This is a genomic window from Luteococcus japonicus (assembly GCF_003752415.1).
GTDB lineage: Bacteria > Actinomycetota > Actinomycetes > Propionibacteriales > Propionibacteriaceae > Luteococcus > Luteococcus japonicus.
The window spans coordinates 307668-326172 of record NZ_RKHG01000001.1; the positions used below are offsets into that span (position 1 = coordinate 307668).

General features: G+C 66.0%; 17 protein-coding genes and 1 pseudogene. 11 read left to right on the forward strand and 7 right to left on the reverse strand.

Features of this window, described 5'->3' with window-relative positions:
* Positions 1 to 45 precede the first annotated feature (45 nt).
* A pseudogene (locus tag EDD41_RS01425) lies at positions 46 to 582 on the reverse strand (transposase); the annotation flags it as partial.
* Positions 583 to 868: 286 nt separating this feature from the next.
* Here EDD41_RS01425 and EDD41_RS16475 point away from each other — a divergent pair.
* The 8 genes from EDD41_RS16475 (at position 869) to leuA (ending at position 10340) form a co-directional block, all read left to right on the forward strand.
* Positions 869 to 1450: a hypothetical protein gene (locus EDD41_RS16475; RefSeq protein WP_148060433.1), complete on the forward strand. Its 582-nt coding sequence runs from the start codon at positions 869 to 871 to the stop codon at positions 1448 to 1450.
* 462 nt (positions 1451 to 1912) lie between these two features.
* The gene (locus EDD41_RS01435) at positions 1913 to 3220 is read left to right on the forward strand and encodes an ISL3 family transposase (RefSeq protein WP_123574718.1); all 1308 of its coding nucleotides are present in this window, start codon (positions 1913 to 1915) and stop codon (positions 3218 to 3220) included.
* A gap of 788 nt (positions 3221 to 4008) precedes the next feature.
* A complete protein-coding gene (locus tag EDD41_RS01440; protein WP_123574719.1) occupies positions 4009 to 4977 on the forward strand; it encodes a PhoH family protein in 969 nt (322 codons plus the stop codon).
* A complete protein-coding gene (gene ybeY / locus EDD41_RS01445) occupies positions 4974 to 5429 on the forward strand; it encodes an rRNA maturation RNase YbeY (protein WP_123574720.1) in 456 nt (151 codons plus the stop codon). Before EDD41_RS01440 ends, ybeY begins: the two co-directional genes overlap by 4 nt.
* Before the next feature lie 5 nt (positions 5430 to 5434).
* Entirely contained in the window at positions 5435 to 6748 is a 1314-nt protein-coding gene (locus EDD41_RS01450; protein ID WP_123574721.1) for a hemolysin family protein, read from the forward strand.
* Between the two features lie 52 nt (positions 6749 to 6800).
* Positions 6801 to 7766, forward strand: coding sequence for a GTPase Era (gene era / locus EDD41_RS01455; RefSeq protein WP_425454343.1), 966 nt, complete (start codon positions 6801 to 6803; stop codon positions 7764 to 7766).
* A gap of 62 nt (positions 7767 to 7828) precedes the next feature.
* Positions 7829 to 8383 (forward strand): hypothetical protein, encoded by a 555-nt coding sequence (locus EDD41_RS01460; protein ID WP_123574722.1) that lies wholly within the window; start codon positions 7829 to 7831, stop codon positions 8381 to 8383.
* Positions 8384 to 8594: 211 nt separating this feature from the next.
* Positions 8595 to 10340 (forward strand): 2-isopropylmalate synthase, encoded by a 1746-nt coding sequence (leuA, locus tag EDD41_RS01465; RefSeq protein WP_094765379.1) that lies wholly within the window; start codon positions 8595 to 8597, stop codon positions 10338 to 10340.
* A 74-nt stretch (positions 10341 to 10414) separates the two neighbouring features.
* Here leuA and EDD41_RS01470 read toward each other — a convergent pair whose 3' ends face one another.
* Together EDD41_RS01470 and EDD41_RS17055 are read right to left on the reverse strand one after the other, a co-directional pair.
* A complete protein-coding gene (locus EDD41_RS01470; protein ID WP_245995706.1) occupies positions 10415 to 11113 on the reverse strand; it encodes an isoprenyl transferase in 699 nt (232 codons plus the stop codon).
* Positions 11114 to 11240: 127 nt separating this feature from the next.
* Positions 11241 to 11621: a hypothetical protein gene (locus EDD41_RS17055; RefSeq protein WP_211336548.1), complete on the reverse strand. Its 381-nt coding sequence runs from the start codon at positions 11619 to 11621 to the stop codon at positions 11241 to 11243.
* A gap of 595 nt (positions 11622 to 12216) precedes the next feature.
* On the opposite strand from EDD41_RS17055, the gene recO reads away from it, so the two are divergent.
* Positions 12217 to 13008, forward strand: coding sequence for a DNA repair protein RecO (recO, locus tag EDD41_RS01480; RefSeq protein WP_123574723.1), 792 nt, complete (start codon positions 12217 to 12219; stop codon positions 13006 to 13008).
* On the opposite strand, the gene EDD41_RS01485 is transcribed toward recO, so the two are convergent.
* The 4 genes from EDD41_RS01485 to EDD41_RS01500 are packed head-to-tail and all read right to left on the reverse strand — an operon-like array spanning position 12969 to position 16117.
* Positions 12969 to 13379 carry a Fur family transcriptional regulator gene (locus EDD41_RS01485; protein WP_094765376.1) on the reverse strand — a complete coding sequence of 137 codons (411 nt, stop codon included), beginning with the start codon at positions 13377 to 13379 and terminating at the stop codon, positions 12969 to 12971. The two genes, recO and EDD41_RS01485, sit on opposite strands and share 40 nt — an antisense overlap.
* The gene (locus EDD41_RS01490) at positions 13369 to 14355 is read right to left on the reverse strand and encodes a metal ABC transporter permease (RefSeq protein WP_342769252.1); all 987 of its coding nucleotides are present in this window, start codon (positions 14353 to 14355) and stop codon (positions 13369 to 13371) included. Before EDD41_RS01490 ends, EDD41_RS01485 begins: the two co-directional genes overlap by 11 nt.
* Positions 14352 to 15152, reverse strand: a complete 801-nt coding sequence (locus EDD41_RS01495) for a metal ABC transporter ATP-binding protein (protein WP_245995492.1) — start codon at positions 15150 to 15152, stop codon at positions 14352 to 14354. Before EDD41_RS01495 ends, EDD41_RS01490 begins: the two co-directional genes overlap by 4 nt.
* Positions 15149 to 16117, reverse strand: coding sequence for a metal ABC transporter substrate-binding protein (locus EDD41_RS01500; protein ID WP_123574725.1), 969 nt, complete (start codon positions 16115 to 16117; stop codon positions 15149 to 15151). Before EDD41_RS01500 ends, EDD41_RS01495 begins: the two co-directional genes overlap by 4 nt.
* A gap of 540 nt (positions 16118 to 16657) precedes the next feature.
* Between EDD41_RS01500 and EDD41_RS01505 the strand changes: the two genes are divergently transcribed.
* Together EDD41_RS01505 and EDD41_RS01510 are read left to right on the forward strand one after the other, a co-directional pair.
* The gene (locus EDD41_RS01505; protein ID WP_123574726.1) at positions 16658 to 16966 is read left to right on the forward strand and encodes an antibiotic biosynthesis monooxygenase family protein; all 309 of its coding nucleotides are present in this window, start codon (positions 16658 to 16660) and stop codon (positions 16964 to 16966) included.
* Positions 16967 to 17103: 137 nt separating this feature from the next.
* The gene (locus EDD41_RS01510) at positions 17104 to 18483 is read left to right on the forward strand and encodes a glycine--tRNA ligase (RefSeq protein ID WP_342769253.1); all 1380 of its coding nucleotides are present in this window, start codon (positions 17104 to 17106) and stop codon (positions 18481 to 18483) included.
* The last annotated feature ends 22 nt before the right edge of the window (positions 18484 to 18505 follow it).

Below are 18505 nucleotides of genomic sequence, written 5' to 3' on the forward strand. Positions count from 1 at the left end.
AGCCCATGCTGGATTCCACGTGTCCACAACCCGGGGTCAGGGTCCCTTGTCGCCGCGGCGGGTGTGGCGCCACACGTGCTCATCAACACCGATCACGGTGACGCCGGTAAGGCGGCCGGGCTGGTCGATCAGAAGGCGTTGCCCTTCCGCGAGGACGGCGTCGTTGGCGGTGTTCCACGCGACTCCGAGTGCGGCGGCGATGCGGGACACCGGCAGGTGGCTGACCACCAGCGCTTCCAACGCCCACCGCAACGCGCCTCGTGACAAGCAGGAACGCGGCGCAGCGGCGTGGGTGAGGTCCTGGCGCCAGATGCGTCCGCAGCCGGTGCACTGGTAGCGGCGCAGCCGGACCTGGAGGGTGGTGGGGCGCCAGCCGAACGGCACGTGCGCCAACTCTCGCACGACACTGTCACGCGGCTGGCCGTGGCAGCCGCAGTGGTGACACCAGTCGTCAGGCTCGACGGGGCGGCACGCCAGCACGGCGCGCTCGTCGGTGAGGTGCTGACCTGTCACGACCAGGCCGAGGTCACCCAGGCGGCAGAACGTGGTCAGATCAGGGGTCGTGAAGGTAGCGTTGTCCATGTCGAGGTCTTCTGGATGGCGAGCGTGAGAACTTCCATCATCAGGGGACCTCGATCCCTGTCACCACCCGGGTACCGCTACCGACCTACACCCCCATCTGTGAAGAGCCCCCATATCTCATTGGCGCATATAAATTTTTCCTGAACTTGTACTTAGCTGGAGTAGAGGGAACCACAGACACGCTATTTTCATCACATGATGCATCCGGAAGATACCCGAGCATTCGCTGGAAAGGAAAGGTGGTTTAAGTGTTCGACTGATTGCGGCTTCAACTGTTGGAGCTTGTATGTTTGCTGCTTCAAGTGTTCTCCCTGCAAGCGCTGAGACAATGACCCCCCAAGAAGATGTCCGGGATTTCATCGGTGCCATCGGTGGTCCGCGAGCAGTGTCACAATATGATGCTTTCGACGCATCCAAGAAGGCGGCAATTCAGGAATCGTTCAATAATTCCGAAGATCCTTCAGAATTTATCAGTTCCGACAACCTTTCCACTGCAACCAAGAGCATTGCTCCAGATACTGCCCTCAGGAAGGCACCGGCACTGGAGCAGTCAGAACATTGGATGAGAGTCCCCTTCAAGGTCTTTGGCATTCAGTTCGCTGTTTACAAGCAGCGAATTATTTACCAGCGTCGCGGGGCTGCGGTCGTGGCTGTCAAGAGTTGCGATGGCTACTGGCAGGGATTCAAGGCCGCCAATCACTACGAAACACACCCGCGTAAGGATGTCACTCCGCAGAAGCATGGTGTTTGTGAAGTGATGACACATGTCAGCTTCATTTACAAGGGTGTCACCCCGATGGAGTACGACAAGAAGGGCCTCATTGTCGTAAAGGGTTACAACATCGAGGAGAGCTTTACGAATGTCTGAGCACGCCGCTGAGTTCGTTTCACCGAGACGGATGGCGAGTTATGCTCCTATCGCTAGTGCGGCAGTCGCCGCCATCCTTACATTTACACCCTGGCACCTTGCGCCCCTCATAGCATTACCATTTTTGCTGTATGCCGTCTTTGGTGGCCTAAGTGAGCGGCGAAGAAATGAACGCCTCGGTACCATTGCCTTAGCTATTGCGGGTATCATTACCACTCTCTGGGTCCTCACTTTTGGCCTCGTTTATACTACAATGAAGTAGCCTTGAGTGCTGCCATTCACCTCCATGCTAATTCATTAGCATGGAGGTGAATGGTATCTCCCAAATGTAATCATCTACGATATGCTTAAGGGGCTCTTCACAGATGGGGGTGTAGGTCGGTAGCGGTACCCGGGTGGTGACAGGGATCGAGGTCCCCTGATGATGGAAGTTCTCACGCTCGCCATCCAGAAGACCTCGACATGGACAACGCTACCTTCACGACCCCTGATCTGACCACGTTCTGCCGCCTGGGTGACCTCGGCCTGGTCGTGACAGGTCAGCACCTCACCGACGAGCGCGCCGTGCTGGCGTGCCGCCCCGTCGAGCCTGACGACTGGTGTCACCACTGCGGCTGCCACGGCCAGCCGCGTGACAGTGTCGTGCGAGAGTTGGCGCACGTGCCGTTCGGCTGGCGCCCCACCACCCTCCAGGTCCGGCTGCGCCGCTACCAGTGCACCGGCTGCGGACGCATCTGGCGCCAGGACCTCACCTGCGCGGCGAACCCACGCTCGTGTCTGTCGAACGGGGCGTTGCGGTGGGCGTTGGAAGCGCTGGTGGTCAGCCACCTGCCGGTGTCCCGCATCGCCGCCGCACTCGGAGTCGCGTGGAACACCGCCAACGACGCCGTCCTCGCGGAAGGGCAACGCCTTCTGATCGACCAGCCCGGCCGCCTTACCGGCGTCACCGTGATCGGTGTTGATGAGCACGTGTGGCGCCACACCCGCCGCGGCGACAAGTACGTCACCGTCGTCATCGACCTCACTCCCGTCAGCACAGGCACCGGCCCGAGTCGGTTGCTGGCGATGGTCGAAGGACGCTCGAAAGACGCGTTCAAGACCTGGCTGTCACAGCAGCCCGAGGCTTGGCGCGACCAGGTGAGGATCGTGGCGATGGACGGTTTCACCGGCTTCAAGACCGCCGCCACCGAAGAACTCCCCACCGCGACCACGGTGATGGACCCCTTCCACGTGATCCGACTGGCCGGCGATGCCCTGGATGTGTGTCGACGGCGGGTCCAGGTCGAGTTGCACGGGTCTCGGGGCCGTAAGCATCATCCGCTCTACCAAGCACGGCGAACCCTTCACACCGGCGCCGATCTTTTGACTGACAAGCAGCAACGCCGCTTGGGCGAGCTGTTCGCCGATGACCGCCACGTTGAGGTCGAGGCCACTTGGGGCGTCTACCAGCGCATGATCTCGGCCTACCGCACCCGCAGCCGCCAGGAGGGGAAGAAGGTCATGACCAGCCTGATCGACGCGATCGGCACAGCGGTCCCCAGCAGCCTGGTCGAGGTCGCCAAGCTGGGCCGAACCCTGACCAAGCGACGCGATGACGTCCTGGCGTTCTTCGACCACCACGGTTCCAGCAACGGCCCCACCGAGGCCATCAATGGCCGCCTCGAACACCTCCGAGGCACCGCGCTCGGCTTCCACAACCTCACCCACTACATCGCCAGATCCCTGCTAGAAGCCGGAGGGTTCAGACCGGATCTACACCCTCGATTGTGAAGAGCCCCTTATGCTGGTTGGTGCCTGCTCGTTTTTGATCTATGCAATCGTTGTCCTTCTTCGGGGGAAGCGTGTCTTTGGAGCTGGTAACCAGCCGGGCGCTCGGCTATCACTCGGGGCCGTCAGTCGGGACTGGCTCCTGGTGGGGCCGTTTGTGGGGGCATCGTGCGTCCTGCTCTTTCATCGGGATGAGGTTGGCAATTCGGCGCTCCCTTGGGATGGTCCTCATGGAATGGCGCTTCTCATGCCATTCATCGCAAGTGTCATGCTTGCGCAAGAATCCCTCATCTGGCATTTGGGAAGGAGTCCCGAGGCTGCGCGGCGGTTGGGTTCGCGCGTGGTTCGCCTCGAGAGACTCTCCCAGACCTTCTGCGTTGCCACTTTTGGAATGGGCGATGTGGCCGGGGAGCGAGGCTGGCGGCGCTGGTTGATTTTGTCACTTACCATTGCAGGCGTCGCAGTGCTGGCGTTTCGCGCTGCGTCTGACAGTCCTAAGAGAATGTCTCCCGAGATGAGGGAGTTCTTTGAAGGGGCGATACGGGCCCGTCCACCTCCGGACCACGCGCGCGGTGGCCACGCGCCCCGGTTGCCCCGATCGCTCCAGGGACAGCGGCGTCGAGCCAGTCCTGCAGCAGCATTCTGGCAAGGGCGACTAGACTTGACCTGCCCGACTTAGCGACCTTGGAGGAATCCTGACCAGCCCGCAGTACAGCCCGCGTGAACGCGACGGCCACCAGATCGGCCAGCGGAACGCCACCCGGCGCCTGAACATCCCGGCGTCCATCCCGATGGTCAACGTCCTGGGCCCCCGTGACGACTTCCTGCGCCTGTTGGAGGCGGAGCTCGACGCGGACATCCTGGTGCGGGGCAATGAGGTGACCCTGACCGGAAGTGCCGCAGACATCGCGTTGGCGGCCGATGTGTTCACCGAGATGATCACCATCCTGCGCACCGGTCAGGGCCTGTCCCGGGAGACGGTGGAGCGGATCGTCGGCATGGAGCAGAGCGACCCGGAGACCAGCGCGGCGGAGGTGCTGACCCACAACATCCTGTCCACCCGTGGCAAGGCGATCCGCGCCAAGACGCTGAACCAGAAGCGCTATGTGGATGCCATCGACGCCAACACCGTCACCTTCGGCATCGGGCCGGCGGGTACCGGCAAGACCTATCTTGCCGTGGCCAAGGCCGTGCAGGCGCTCAACCGGCACGAGGTCAATAGGATCATCCTGACCCGGCCGGCCATCGAGGCCGGCGAGCGGCTGGGCTTCCTGCCGGGAACGCTGAACGACAAGATCGACCCCTACCTCCGGCCGCTCTACGACGCGCTGCACGACATGATGGATCCCGAGGCCGTGCCGAAGCTGCTGACCGCCGGCACCATCGAGGTGGCCCCCCTTGCCTACATGCGTGGCCGCACCCTCAACGATGCGTTCATCATCCTGGACGAGGCGCAGAACACGTCGATGGAGCAGATGAAGATGTTCCTCACCCGCCTGGGCTTCAACTCCAGGATCGTCGTCACCGGCGACATCACCCAGGTGGACCTTCCCTCGGGCCAGCAGTCCGGCCTGCGGGGCGTGCAGCAGATCCTCGACGGGATCAAGGACATCGCCTTCTGCAATCTCACCAACCGCGACGTCGTGCGGCACAAGCTCGTCGGGCGCATCGTCGCCGCCTACGACCAGTGGGAGTCCACCGACGAGGTGCAGCAGGCCTTCGACCGTCCCAACCGTGCCACCCGCAGGAGCATCCAGTGATCGACCTGAACAACGAGTCCGGCCATGTGGCCGACGAGCAGGGCCTGGTCCAGCTCGCCCACTTCGCCCTGGAGCAGCTGCGGATCCACCCGCAGAGTGACCTTTCGATCCTGCTGGTCGACGAGCCCACGATGAGCGCCTACCACGAGAGGTTCATGGACCTGCCGGGCCCCACCGACGTGCTGAGCTTCCCGATGGACGAGCTGCGGGCCCCGGAGGATGACGAGGATTCCCCGCAGGGGCTGCTGGGCGACATCGTGCTGTGTCCGGCCGTCACCGAGCGTCAGGCCGCGGAGAATGGCCGCCGACCCGAGGAGGAGGCCGAGTACCTGATGGTCCACGGCCTGCTGCACCTGTTGGGCCACGACCATGCCGAGCCGGAGGAGAAGGCCGTCATGTTCGGCCTGAACGACAAGATCATCGCCGCCTGGCAAGCCCACAAGGGAGCCTGAACCACGTGACCCAGAACAACTGGATCGAACTCGGCCTCGCGCTGCTGTGCACACTGCTCGCCTTCCTGCTGGCCGAGGCGGAGACAGCCATCACCCAGACCAGCAAGGGACGGGCGGAGCTGTTCGTCGACGATGAGCGCCCGGGTGCCCAACGCCTGCACAAGATCGCCGAGGATCCCGCCCCCTATGTGAACACCACCATGCTGCTGCGCACGGCCTTCGAGATCGTGGCCATCGTGCTGGTCTGCCAGGTCACCTTCCACCACGTACAGGGGATCTGGCCGCGGATGGGCATTGCCGCTGGCGGAATGACACTGGTCAGCTTCATCCTGTGGGGCGTGGCGCCCTTGACCATCGGACGGCAGCGCTCGGACAGCATCGCGCTGCGGGCCGCCGGCCCGGTGCAGATGCTCACCAGCCTGCTCGGTCCGCTGCCGCAGCTGATGATCCTGGTCGGGAATGCCCTGACCCCCGGCCGTGGATTCGCCGATGGACCGTTCAGCACCGAGGCGGAGCTGCGTGACATGGTGGACCAGGCGGAGGCGAGCGACCTGATCGAGGCCAGCGAGTCGAAGATGATCCACTCGGTCTTCGAGCTGGGCGACACCATCGTGCGTGAGGTGATGGTGCCCCGGCCGGACATGGTCTTCATCCATGCGGACAAGACCCTGCGCCAAGGGCTGTCGCTCGCGCTGCGCAGCGGATTCAGCCGGATCCCCGTCGTCGGGGAGGGGCTGGACGACATCGTCGGCATGGTCTACCTCAAGGACATGGTCAAGCGCAGCTATGACAACCCCGATGCGGAGCGCACGGAGACGGTGGCCCAGCTGATGCGGACCGCGCACTTCTGCCCGGACTCCAAGCCGGCCAGTGACCTGATGCGCGAGATGCAGCGGGACCGCAACCACGTCGTGGTCGTCGTCGACGAGTTCGGCGGCACGGCGGGTCTGGTCTCCATCGAGGACATCCTCGAGGAGATCGTCGGGGAGATCGTCGACGAGTACGACGCGGAACCCACGCACACCGAGGAGCTCGAGCCCGGTGTCTTCCGGATCTCCGCCCGGTTGCCCATCGACGAGTTGGGTGACCTGTTCGGCCTGGAGCTGGATGACGAGGACGTCGACACCGTCGGCGGCCTGATGGCCAAGCAGCTCAACGTGGTGCCGATTCCCGGCAGCGTGGTGGACTGGGAGGGCCTGCGGATCGAGGCGGAGAAGGCAGCGGGCCGCCGTCACCAGATCGACACCTGCCTCGTGCAGCGCACCCCCGAAGAAACCATCACCAGCAGTGACGAACGGATTGAGGAAGACCATGGCTGAGCGCAGCAAGGATGCCCCGGACGTGGGCCGGATGCCCACGCTCGACGAGCTGATGAGCGACGACTTCGATCCGGAGACGGACATCGACTGGACCGGGGACAAGACCTTCAAGTCTGGTTTCGCCTGTTTGGTGGGCCGTCCCAATGCGGGCAAGTCCACCCTGACCAATGCCCTGGTGGGCTCGAAGATCGCCATCACCTCCTCCAAGCCGCAGACCACCCGCCACACGGTGCGCGGGATCGTCTCCCGGGAGGATGCGCAACTGGTGCTGATCGACACTCCCGGGCTGCACAAGCCACGTACCTTGCTGGGGCAGCGGCTGAACGACCTGGTGCGCGAGACCTGGACCGAGGTGGACGTCGTCGGTGTCTGCCTTCCGGCCAACCAGCCGATCGGCCCCGGCGACACCTTCCTGGTGGGGGAGATCGCCAAGCTGCCCAAGAAGCCCAAGCTCGTCGCACTGGCCACCAAGACGGACCTGGTAAGCGGTGACGCGCTGCGCAAGCACCTGCTCGACATCCAGGGCCTGGAGGAGAAGCTGGGGATCCAGTGGGAGACCATCATCCCGTGTTCCTCCTACACCGGTGAGCAGGTCGACGTCGTCGCCGATGAGCTGGTCAAGTTGCTGCCCTACGGCCCGGCCTTCTACCTCGACGGGGAGATCACCGATGAGCCCACCGAGAGCCTGGTCAAGGAGCTGATCCGCGAGGCCGCGCTGGAGGGCGTTCGCGACGAGCTGCCGCACTCGATCACCGTCGAGATCGAGGAGATGGGTCTGCGCGAGGGCCGCCCCGAGGACCGGCCGCTGCTGGACATCTTCGCGTCGATGATCGTCGAGCGTGACTCCCAGAAGGGCATCATGATCGGCCACAAGGGGGAGCACCTCAAGGAGGTGGGCACCCGGGCCCGCCACCAGATCAGTGCCCTGCTCGGCACTCCGGTGCACCTGGACCTCAAGGTGAAGGTCCTCAAGGACTGGCAGCGGGACCCGAAGTTCCTGAACCGGTTGGGTTTCTGACCGGCGACCATTCTGTGGCACGGCCCTCGCGTCTTCCGCGGGGGCTGTGGCAGTCTCCCCGCATGAGCCACGACGTCGTGACCGAGACCTTCCACAATGCCGGCGGGATCAAGACGGGGGCGCTGGTGCGGCGGATCCACCCGACCAGCCTGTCCACCCTGGTGTGCTTCAGCGAGCCCCACGGGCTGCACCACGTGGAGTGCCGCATCGAGTTCGACGACGAGGACCCTCGTCACTGGCGGCACTACGTGATCCACGACGAGCAGAGCTTCGTCGAGCGGGACCACGAACCGGGCGACCCGGCGGATACGGTGCCGAGCCATGCCGAGTTCCTGCTGGTCCGGGACCTGCTGCACAGCGGCGAGTCCGAGGTGTCCTTCACCATCCTGGAAGAGTCCACGGGCACCATGCGGGCGGCGCGATTGGTGCACGAGGCCGACGAGGTGGGCCTCTACGTCGATGGCAAGCTGACGAACCGGCACCGTGTGGTGGGTGAAGAAGTGATCGCCAGTGACTGGAATGGTGCGGGGTCGCGCGTGGTGGAGGACCTGGACGAGGTCTTCGCCGGGCTGGACGAACTGGTCTCCCTTCGCGTTCGCAACTTTCTCAAGGGCTGACCGTTCCGGCATCCGGACAGAGATCCCACATGTCGACAACAAGCTGGCTAGAGTGACGCGCATGGCGTTCCCGAGGCACACCCTGCGCCCGCAGGCCCGACTGCTCCTTGTGTGCCGCAGCGAGGCCCGGTAAACCACCGGCCACGGCATCCTCGCTGCGGAGCGTCGTCGCGCCTGGCAATCACCCCGCAAGAATTCGAGGAGCACTCGCATGAACACCCAGACCCCCTTCGGGACCCGCCCCCAGCAGACAGTCCCGGTCCAGCAGCCCAGCCCGATGCCCTTCGGCCGCTACACGGCCTTCCAGCCCGTCGACGTGCCGGACCGCACCTGGCCGACGAAGAAGATCACCCAGGCACCCCGCTGGCTGTCCACGGACCTGCGCGACGGCAACCAGGCCCTGATCGACCCTATGACCCCCGCCCGCAAGCGCAAGATGTTCGACCTGCTGGTGAAGATGGGTTACAAGGAGATCGAGGTCGGTTTCCCGTCGGCCTCCCAGACGGACTTCGACTTCGTCCGCAGCCTGATCACCGATGACGCGATTCCGGACGACGTGCAGATCTCCGTCCTGACCCAGGCCCGTGAGGACCTGATCGAACGCACCGCGCAGAGCCTGGTGGGCGCCAAGCGGGCCAACATCCACATGTACAACGCCACCGCCGAACTCTTCCGTCGCGTGGTCTTCAAGGTGAGCGAGGCGGAGTGCATCGCGCTGGCCACCAGAGGCACCGAGATGGTGATGAAGCATGCCGAGGCGAACCTGGGCGATGTGCAGTTCGGGTACCAGTACAGCCCCGAGATCTTCACCCAGACGCCCACCGACTTCGCCGTCGAGGTGTGCAATGCGGTGGCCGACGTGTGGCAGCCCGGCGAGGGCCGGGAGATCATCTTCAACCTGCCGGCGACGGTGGAGATGAGCACCCCCAACACCTATGCCGACCAGATCGAGTACTTCGGCCGCCACATCCGCAACCGCGCGAATGTGGCCATCAGCCTGCACCCGCACAATGACCGCGGCACCGCCGTCGCGGCCACCGAACTGGGCATGATGGCCGGCGCCGACCGAGTCGAGGGCTGCCTGTTCGGGCACGGCGAGCGCACCGGCAATGTGGACCTGGTGACGCTGGGCCTGAACCTGTTCAGCCAGGGCATCGACCCGAAGATCGACTTCGGCAACATCGACGAGGTCCGCCGCACCGTGGAGTACTGCACCGGACTGCCCGTGCACCCGCGTCACCCCTACGCCGGAGACCTGGTCTACACCGCCTTCTCCGGTAGCCACCAGGACGCCATCAAGAAGGGGCTGGAGGTGCTGGAGCGGACCGCGGCCGAGCAGGGCACGACCATCCACGAGATTCCGTGGGAGGCTCCCTACCTGCCGATCGACCCGCACGACGTGGGCCGTTCCTATGAGGCGGTCATCCGCGTCAACAGCCAGTCCGGCAAGGGCGGCATGGCCTACCTGATGAAGACAGACCACAAGCTGGAGATGCCGCGCCGCCTGCAGATGGAGTTCAGCCGCGTCGTGCAGCAGCACGCCGACACCGAGGGAGGCGAGGTGAACTCCGCGCAGCTGTGGGAGATCTTCTCCGCCGAGTACCTGGAGCGCACCGAGCCGCTGCGGCTGGGGGAGACCTCGACCGCCAGCAAGGGTGGCACCCACACCATCACCGCCGAGGTCACCTGGCGGGGCGAGCAGCAGACGATCACCGGCGAGGGAAATGGCCCCGTCTCGGCCTTCGTCGACGCGCTGGGCAACCTGGGCATCGAGCTGCGGGTGCTGGACTACACCGAGCACGCGCTGACCTCCGGTGGTGACGCGAAGGCGGCGGCCTATGTCGAGTGCGAGGTGGGCCGCGACGACGACGCCCACATCGTGTGGGGTGTGGGCATCGACCCCGACATCATGACCGCCTCGCTGCAGGGCGTCGTGAGCGCAGTCAACCGGATGTGAGACAGGGCCTCGACAGGCTCGGCCGGCGTGGGGCGGACAGACCGCCCCACAGTCCCCGAGCTTGTCGAGGGGCCTCAGCCCTGCGACGCGGTGACCTCATTCGGGATCGCACCACCGAAGCGCCGGTCCCGGTTCACGTACAGTTCGACGGCCTGCCACAGGTCGCGCCGGTCGAAGTCCGGCCACAGCTGGTTCAGGAAGACCATCTCCGCGTAGGCGGACTGCCACAGCAGGAAGTTGCTGGTGCGCTGCTCACCCGACGAGCGGACGAACAGGTCCACCTCGGGGATCTCCGGGCAGTACATGTGCTGCGCGATGGTCTTCTCGGTGATCCGGTCCGGGTCGATCTTGCCCTCCTTCGCCAGGCGCGCGATCTCCCGGACGCCGTCGGCGATCTCCGCGCGGCCGCCGTAGTTGCAGCAGAACTGCAGCGTGAGCGTCGAGTTGTCCTTGCTCTGCTCCTCGGCGGCCTTGAGTTCCTTGATGACGCTCTTCCACAGCCGGGGCACCCGGCCGGCCCAGCGCACCCGCACCCCAAGCGCGTCGAACTCGTCGCGACGACGGTGGATCACGTCGCGGTTGAAGTTCATCAACCAGCGCACCTCGTCGGGGGAACGCTTCCAGTTCTCCGTGCTGAAGGCATAGGCGCTCAGATAGGGGATTCCCATCTCGATCGCGCCCTCGATCACGTCGAAGAGGCTGGCCTCGCCGCGGTTGTGGCCGTCGGTGCGCTTGAGCCCGCGCTGCTTGGCCCAACGCCCGTTGCCGTCCATCACGATGGCGACGTGCTGCGGGAGCAGCTTCTTGTCGATCACCGGAGGCGTCGCACCCGACGGGTGGGCCGAGGGGGCCTTCTTCACGGGGAACTTGGATGAGGTAGCCACCCGTCGAGCCTAGCGGTCACTCGGCGGCGGCGTCCTCCTGCGCCGAGTTCTGCATCGGTTCGCGCTGGACCACCTCGTGGGTGCCGGGCTGTTCCGGCTGGGCCCGCATCAGCTCGGTGATCTCGGCGACGACTTGCGCTCCGGGTACGCCCCAGCCCTCGCGGTAGCCGTAGATCTGGGCCAGTCCCTCATGCCCCTGGGTGCCGGGCATGATGTCGACGTCGCCCGGGCCGAGCAGCCCTGGATGGTCGACGCTGGCGGCCTCGGAGACCTTGAGCAGGTCCCGTCGCAGGGTCTGGACATAGCGGGCCAGCCGTTCGGCCTTGCTGCTGGGCGCCGATCGCCAGCATCGTCTCCCGGGCGACGTGCGCCATGTCCGCGTCCAGGGCGAAGGCAACGATGGCATTGTCCGGCAGACCCAGCTTCCCCGAGTCGATCCACACCACCCGGTCGGTCAGGTCCTTGGCGGCGAGATCTTGTAGACCTCGGTGAAGGCGACGCGGAAGGGGTAGGCGACGCTGTCGGAGAAGACCAGCGGTGCGGCGCGGTGCTGTGCTTGACCACCGGGTAGCTGGTGTTCTCCACGTCATTGTCGGTACCGAAGCCGAAGTAGTTGTTCTCGCCCTTGCTGGAGGCATAGACCGAGCGACGCTGGTCACGGCTGAAGGGGCGCTCCTCGTCGTTGCCGGTCACGATGTACTGCCGCAGCTCCGGGCCGATGGCCTCCAGTCCGTAGCGGGCGCGGGCGATGATGGGGAAGTTGCGACGCAGGGCGTGCTTGGTCTGGGCAAGGTCCTGTGCGGCTAGGGCGGCCACTGCGGCGGCGGCTCCGGCGCGGTCTTCTTCATGCTCATGCCACGATCCTCGCCCGGATTCGTGGGCCGTGGCCGGTGTGGTTCGCCCTCGGCGTGACCGCGGTGGAACAGTGTGTGAGTTCGTGTCCCTGGGGGAGCAACGAATTCACACATTGTCCGGCTAGGTAGGATTGCGGAATGCCCACCTATCGTGATGAAGCCGTCGTGCTGCGGACCCACAAGTTGGGTGAGGCAGACCGGATCATCACGATGCTCTCCCGGCAGAACGGCAAGGTCCGCGCGGTGGCCAGGGGAGTTCGCCGCACCTCGTCGAAGTTCGGCGGCAGGCTGGAACCCTTCAGCCACGTCGACATCCAGTTCGCCACCGGGCGAGCCCTGGACATCGTGGCGCAGGCGGAGAGCCTGCACGCCTTCGGGGAGCCCCTGCTGGGTGACTACGACGCCTTCTGCTGCGGCCAGGTGATGCTGGAGACGGCGGACCGGCTGGTGGCGGAGGAACGCGAACCCTCCCTGCAGCAGTACCGGCTGCTGGTCGGTGCACTGCGGGTGCTGGGTGAGGGGACCACCGACGGCCCACGCCCGGCGACGATGGTGCTGGACTCCTATCTGCTGCGCGCCCTGGCTGTGGCCGGTTACGCCCCGGCGCTGGATTCGTGTGCCCGGTGCGGTCTCGAGGGGCCCCACGAGTTCTTCAACCCTGCGGCCGGCGGCATGGTCTGCGTCGGCTGCCGCCCGCCCGGCTCGGCCCGGCCGCGGCCCGAGACCATCGGCTACCTCCAGGCCCTGCTCACCGGGGACTGGGAACAGACGCGCGACGTGGACAGCCCCCGCCATCGGGAGGGCAGCGGCCTGGTGCAGGCCTTCGTTCAGTGGCACCTGGAGCGCGGATTGCGCTCCATGCCCTATGTGGATCGTCGGGGCGGACAGCCTCAGCAGTCCGAGCAGAGGCCGAACAACTCGATCTCGTGACCCGCGTCACGGAAGCCGTGCTCGGTGGCGACGGTCTGGGCCCACTGCTCGACGAGCTTGGCGCTGATCTCGACCGTCCTGCCACACTCGCGGCAGACCAGGTGGTGGTGGTGCCCCTGCGAGCACTGCCGGTAGACCATCTCGCCGTCGTCGGTGCGGATGCCGTCCACTTCGCCTGACTCGGCCATCGCCTGCAGGGTGCGATAGACGGTGGCCAGCCCGACGGAGTCGCCCGCCTCGCGGAGCTCCTCGTGGAGCTGCTGGGCGCTGCGGAAGCCGTCGATGTCGGTGAGCAGCGCCCGGATTGCCAGGCGCTGGCGGGTGACCCGCTGGGCGGGGCGGCCCTTGGATGACGTGGTCTCAGTGCTCATCGAAGTGGTCTCCGTGGGGTGCGTGGCGGTGTCCGTCGTGCAGGTAGTCGACGTGGTCACCGTGCTGGATGGCGACGTGGTAGCCGTCGTGGCTGTGCGGTGGTTCCTCACAGATGACGTGGTCCTGTTCCTCGTGCTGCTCCTGCTCCTGACGTTCCAGGACCGCCAGCCGCCGGTGGCGCAGGGCCGTCAGCGGCCAGGTGAGCAGGAAGACGGCGATGGCGCAGACGACGATCGTGGCGCCCGAGGCGGTGTTCCAGTAGTAGGAGCCCACCGTGCCGCCGAAGGCGACCGTCGCGCCGAAGGCCATGGCACCGAAGAGGCAGGCGCGGAAGCTGATGAACAGGTTCTGCGCGGTGGCCACGGGGATCACCATCATCGCGCTGACCAGCAGCAGACCGACGGTGCGCATGCTCATGGTCACTGTCACCGCGGCCAGCACCACCACCAGCAGGTTGAGCCGGCGCACCCGCAGGCCGAGCACTCGGGAGAAGTCCTCGTCGGCGCTGACCGCGAAGAGCCTGGGCCACAGCCCGACGCAGAAGAGCACCACCAGGAGGGCGAGCACGGCCACCACCTGCACGTCCATGCTGCTCACCGTGGTGAGGGAGCCGAACAGGAATTGCGAGAGCGCGCCGGTGCCCTGGCCACCCAGGCCGGCCATCATCACGCCGGAGGCCAGACCACCGTAGAAGAGCACGGCCAGCCCGACGTCACCGGTGGCCCGGCCCTGTTGGCGCAGCAGCTCGACGGCGACCGCGCCCAGCACGCAGACGGTGATGGCCAGGGGCAGGGGAGCGGTGCCGGTCAGGAAGCTGAGTCCGACGCCCGCGACGGCGACGTGGCCCAGGCCGTCGCCCAACAGGCTGAGGCGGCGCTGGACGATGTAGGTGCCGATGGCCGGCGCCATCAGCCCGGACAGGAAGGCGGCCATCAGGGCGCGTTGCATCATCGGGAGACTGAGCATCTCGATCATCGGTTCTCCCGGACGGGTCGGCGCTCGGCGAGCAGGTGTGGCGCGGGCAGGGGTGCCTCCGGCATGGGGGCGGTGACGTGGTGGTTGTCGGCCATGCCGACGCCGGCGCGCAGTGGCCCGTCGTGGATGACGCGGCCGGTCTGCAACACGATGGAGCGGTCGATCAGGTCTTCCATCGGCCCCAGGTCGTGCAGCACCACCAGAATGCCGAGCCCTTCTTCCTTGAGTTCGCGCAGCACGCGTGCCAGGGAGCGCTGGGTGGTCATGTCGAGCCCGGCCAGTGGTTCGTCGAGGACCAGCAGTTCGGGTTCGGTGCACAGGGCGCGTGCAATCAGGGCGCGCTGCTGCTGGCCGCCGGACAGGCGCAGGAAGGGTGCCTTGCGCAGCTCGGTCAGCTTCACCCTGGCCATGGCCTGGTCGATGGCCTCGCGGTCGGCTCGTCGCTGCGGAATGAAGGGCTTGCGGTGGCCCAGCCGGCCGGTGGCGACGACTTCACCGACGGTGGCATTGGCCAGTTGCAGGCTGCCGCGCTGCGGCACGTACCCCACTCGGTGCCACTGGTGGAAGCCGCGCAGCGGGGTGCCGAACAGTCGTCGTTCGCCGGAGGAGACGGGGGCCAGCCCGAGCAGGGTGCGCACCAGTGTTGTCTTGCCGGAGCCATTGCCGCCCAGCAGGGCGATGGTCTCGCCGGGCATCACACGGGCGTTGACGCCGTGCAGGATCTCGTGGCCCTGCAGGGCGACGACGAGCTCGCGCCCCTCGATCAGGGGCACGGCGGTGGATGGGGGTTGGTTCACTTGCATCCGTTCGCGGTCTGGAGCGCGGCCAGGTTGGCGCGCTGTACGGAAATGTAGTCCTTGCCCTTGGACTGCTCGGTGATGCCCTCCAGTGGGTCCAGCACGTCGGTCTTCAGCTTGAGGTCACCGGCGATGGCCTTGGCGTGGGCGGGGGAGACCAGGGTCTCGTAGAAGATGGTGGTCACGCCGTGCTCCTTGGCGAGCTTCTGCACCTCGGCGATCCGGGCCGGGGAAGGGTCGGACTCGGCGGCGAGGCCCGAGATGCCGATCTGGGTCAGTCCGTAGGCCTTGGCCAGGTAGCCGAAGGCGGCGTGGGAGGTGATGAACTCCTTGCGCTGACAGGTCTTCAGGCCGTCCTCGAAGGACTTGTCCAGCTGGGTCAGCTGGGCGGTGAGGTCCTCGCTCCGGGTCTTGAAGATGGCGGCGTGCTCGGCATCCACCTCGCCGAGCCTGCTGCTGACGGCCTGGGAGATCTTGACCATGTTCTGGGGGTCCAACCAGACGTGCGGATCGGTGCCCCCGTGGTCGTGTTCGGCGTGCTCCTCGGCGCTCTCGCCCTCATGCTCATGTTCGTGCTCGCCGGCCTCGCTGCTGGCAGCCAGCGGGACGACGGTGCTCACGTCGACCACGTTCTTGGGCTGGGCCTGCTCGACGGCCTTGTCCACCGAGGCCTGGAAGCCCTTCTGGTAGACCACGACGTCGGCGCCGGACAGCGATGCCACCTGCTTGGCGGTGAGCTCCAGGTCGTGCGGTTCGGAACCCGGGGCCGTGAGGGTGGTGACATCTGCCCGGTCCCCGGCCACCTGCTCGGCGACGTACTGCAGCGGGTAGAAGGCGGTGACCACCTTCAGCCGGTCGCCTTCTGCGCCTGTTCCAGCGTCCGTCGAGGAGGTGCCGCAGGCCGTGGTGGCGAGCAGGATTCCGGAGGCGACGAGGGCTGTGGCTGCACGAGCGAGGTGGTTCATGAGAATGATTCTCGCATTAGATGAGAACAGTTCGCCAATTGACGTGCCCCAGGTGGGCAGGGAAGTCCCCCGGAGTCCCTGGACCGCTACATTTCCGGCATGACATCCGCGGTGCGCTGCCTCGCCCTGGCCCTCGTGGCCGGACTGGCCCCCTCTTCTCCCTGACGCTCCAGGATGCCGTCACGAGCGTCAGTGTGGTGCCGAACGGACCACACTCGAACCACCGGTCGACAGGGCAGTGATGGGAGGCAACGCCATGCTGGCGTGCATGTGGTTCTACCTCCTGGCGCTGTGTGTGGTGCTCGGCCGACGGGTACTGCTGGACTCTGACGAGGGCAAGCTCTCGCGGTGGCTCGTCACGGGGGCGGAGGCTCTGGGTGCTGCGGCGTTGCTTGACGGCAGTGGGGTGATGACGAATGAGGCCCTGGCGATGGACGGGGGCGATGGACGGGGGAGCCGTGTGGGCGATCACGCTGGTGGGAAGCCTGCTCCTGGTCGAGATGGCGCATCCCCCCGGCGTCACCTCCTAGGCTGTCCGACGTGATCGTGATCAACCGCTTCCGGGTCCCCGTCCACGAGCGCGACGGATTCCGCGCGCAGGCGGACGTCGCTGTCGAGCTCCTGCGCAGCCGCCCTGGCCTGCTGTCGCTGGACCTCGTGCTCAACCTCGACGACGAGGAGCTGTGGAGCCTGGTCACCCGCTGGGAGAACGTCGGGGCCTACCGCAACGCACTGGGTGGTTACGAGGCCAAGATGGCACTCACCCCGCTGCTCAGCCGCGTCGTCGACGAGCCCAGCGCCTACGCGGATCCGGACGAGGTGGGTTGGAACCTTCCACGCAGTCTGTGACCGGCCCGCGTCGAGGGGCGGGAAGGCCGCACCGACCCGATAGGGTGGCCGCAGCGTGAACGCCCGCACTGTGCGGTGCTGCGCGAAACCCGGCACCCTCCAGGCGTCGGGTCCAATGAGGACTTGGAGAAATTGAAGTGGCACCCAGCACACTCGACAACGTGATCAGCCTGTGCAAGCGACGGGGGTTCGTCTTCCCCTGTGGCGAGATCTACGGCGGCACCCGCGCCGCCTGGGACTACGGACCCCTGGGCGTGGAGCTCAAGGAGAACATCAAGAAGCAGTGGTGGCGCTACATGGTCACCGGCCGCGACGACGTCGCCGGCCTGGACAGCTCCATCATCCTGCCCAAGCAGGTCTGGGTCGCCTCGGGTCACGTCGGTGTCTTCACCGATCCGCTGACCGAGTGCCTGTCCTGCCACAAGCGTTTCCGCGCCGACCACCTCGAGGAGGACTTCGAGGCCAAGCACGGCCGGCTTCCGGAGAACCAGACCGAGGTCAACTGCCCCAACTGTGGCAACAAGGGCCAGTGGACCGAGCCCCGCGACTTCAACATGATGCTAAAGACCCACCTGGGCGTCCTGGAGGACGAGTCCGGCCTGCACTACCTGCGCCCCGAGACCGCGCAGGGCATCTTCGTGAACTTCAAGAATGTCGTGCAGTCCAGCCGTCGCAAGCCGCCCTTCGGCATCGGCCAGATCGGCAAGAGCTTCCGCAACGAGATCACGCCCGGCAACTTCATCTTCCGCACCCGCGAGTTCGAGCAGATGGAGATGGAGTTCTTCGTCAAGCCCGGCACCGACGAGGACTGGCACCAGTACTGGATTGACCAGCGCACCGACTGGTACGTCGGCCTGGGCATCGACCGCGACAACCTGCGTCACTACGAACACCCGCAGGAGAAGCTCTCCCACTACTCCAAGCGCACCGTCGACATCGAGTACAAGTTCGGCTTCGCCGGAAGCGACTGGGGCGAGCTGGAGGGCATCGCGAACCGCACGGACTTCGACCTGAAGACCCACTCGGAGCACTCGGGCGTGGACCTGAGCTACTTCGACCAGGCCGCGGGCGAGAAGTACGTGCCCTACGTGATCGAGCCGGCCGCCGGTCTGACGCGTTCGCTGATGGCCTTCATGGTGGAGGCCTACACCGAGGACGAGGCCCCCAACACCAAGGGTGGCGTGGACAAGCGGACCGTGCTGAAGCTGGACCACCGTCTGGCCCCGGTCAAGGCCGCCGTGCTGCCGCTGAGCCGCAACGAGGCCCTGTCGCCGAAGGCGCGTGACCTGGCCGCCCAGCTGCGCAAGAACTGGAATGTGGACTTCGACGACGCCCAGGCGATCGGCAAGCGTTACCGCCGTCAGGACGAGATCGGTACCCCGTACTGCATCACCGTCGACTTCGACACCCTCGAGGACAATGCGGTCACCATCCGTGAGCGCGACACGATGCAGCAGGAGCGCGTCGCGCTCGACCAGGTGGAGGGCTACCTCGCCCAGCGCCTGATCGGCTGCTGAGTCCCGAGGTCCAAGAGGCACG

Bases quoted from the DNA above. Each gene is read 5' to 3' on its own strand.
- EDD41_RS16475 (WP_148060433.1), top strand. From the start codon at position 869: ATGTTTGCTGCTTCAAGTGTTCTCCCTGCAAGCGCTGAGACAATGACC.
- EDD41_RS01435 (WP_123574718.1), top strand. From the start codon at position 1,913: ATGGACAACGCTACCTTCACGACCCCTGATCTGACCACGTTCTGCCGC.
- EDD41_RS01440 (WP_123574719.1), top strand. From the start codon at position 4,009: ATGGTCAACGTCCTGGGCCCCCGTGACGACTTCCTGCGCCTGTTGGAG.
- era (WP_425454343.1), top strand. From the start codon at position 6,801: ATGAGCGACGACTTCGATCCGGAGACGGACATCGACTGGACCGGGGAC.
- EDD41_RS01460 (WP_123574722.1), top strand. From the start codon at position 7,829: ATGAGCCACGACGTCGTGACCGAGACCTTCCACAATGCCGGCGGGATC.
- leuA (WP_094765379.1), top strand. From the start codon at position 8,595: ATGAACACCCAGACCCCCTTCGGGACCCGCCCCCAGCAGACAGTCCCG.
- EDD41_RS01470 (WP_245995706.1), bottom strand. From the start codon at position 11,113: ATGGACGGCAACGGGCGTTGGGCCAAGCAGCGCGGGCTCAAGCGCACC.
- recO (WP_123574723.1), top strand. From the start codon at position 12,217: ATGCCCACCTATCGTGATGAAGCCGTCGTGCTGCGGACCCACAAGTTG.
- EDD41_RS01485 (WP_094765376.1), bottom strand. From the start codon at position 13,379: ATGAGCACTGAGACCACGTCATCCAAGGGCCGCCCCGCCCAGCGGGTC.
- EDD41_RS01490 (WP_342769252.1), bottom strand. From the start codon at position 14,355: ATGATCGAGATGCTCAGTCTCCCGATGATGCAACGCGCCCTGATGGCC.
- EDD41_RS01500 (WP_123574725.1), bottom strand. From the start codon at position 16,117: ATGAACCACCTCGCTCGTGCAGCCACAGCCCTCGTCGCCTCCGGAATC.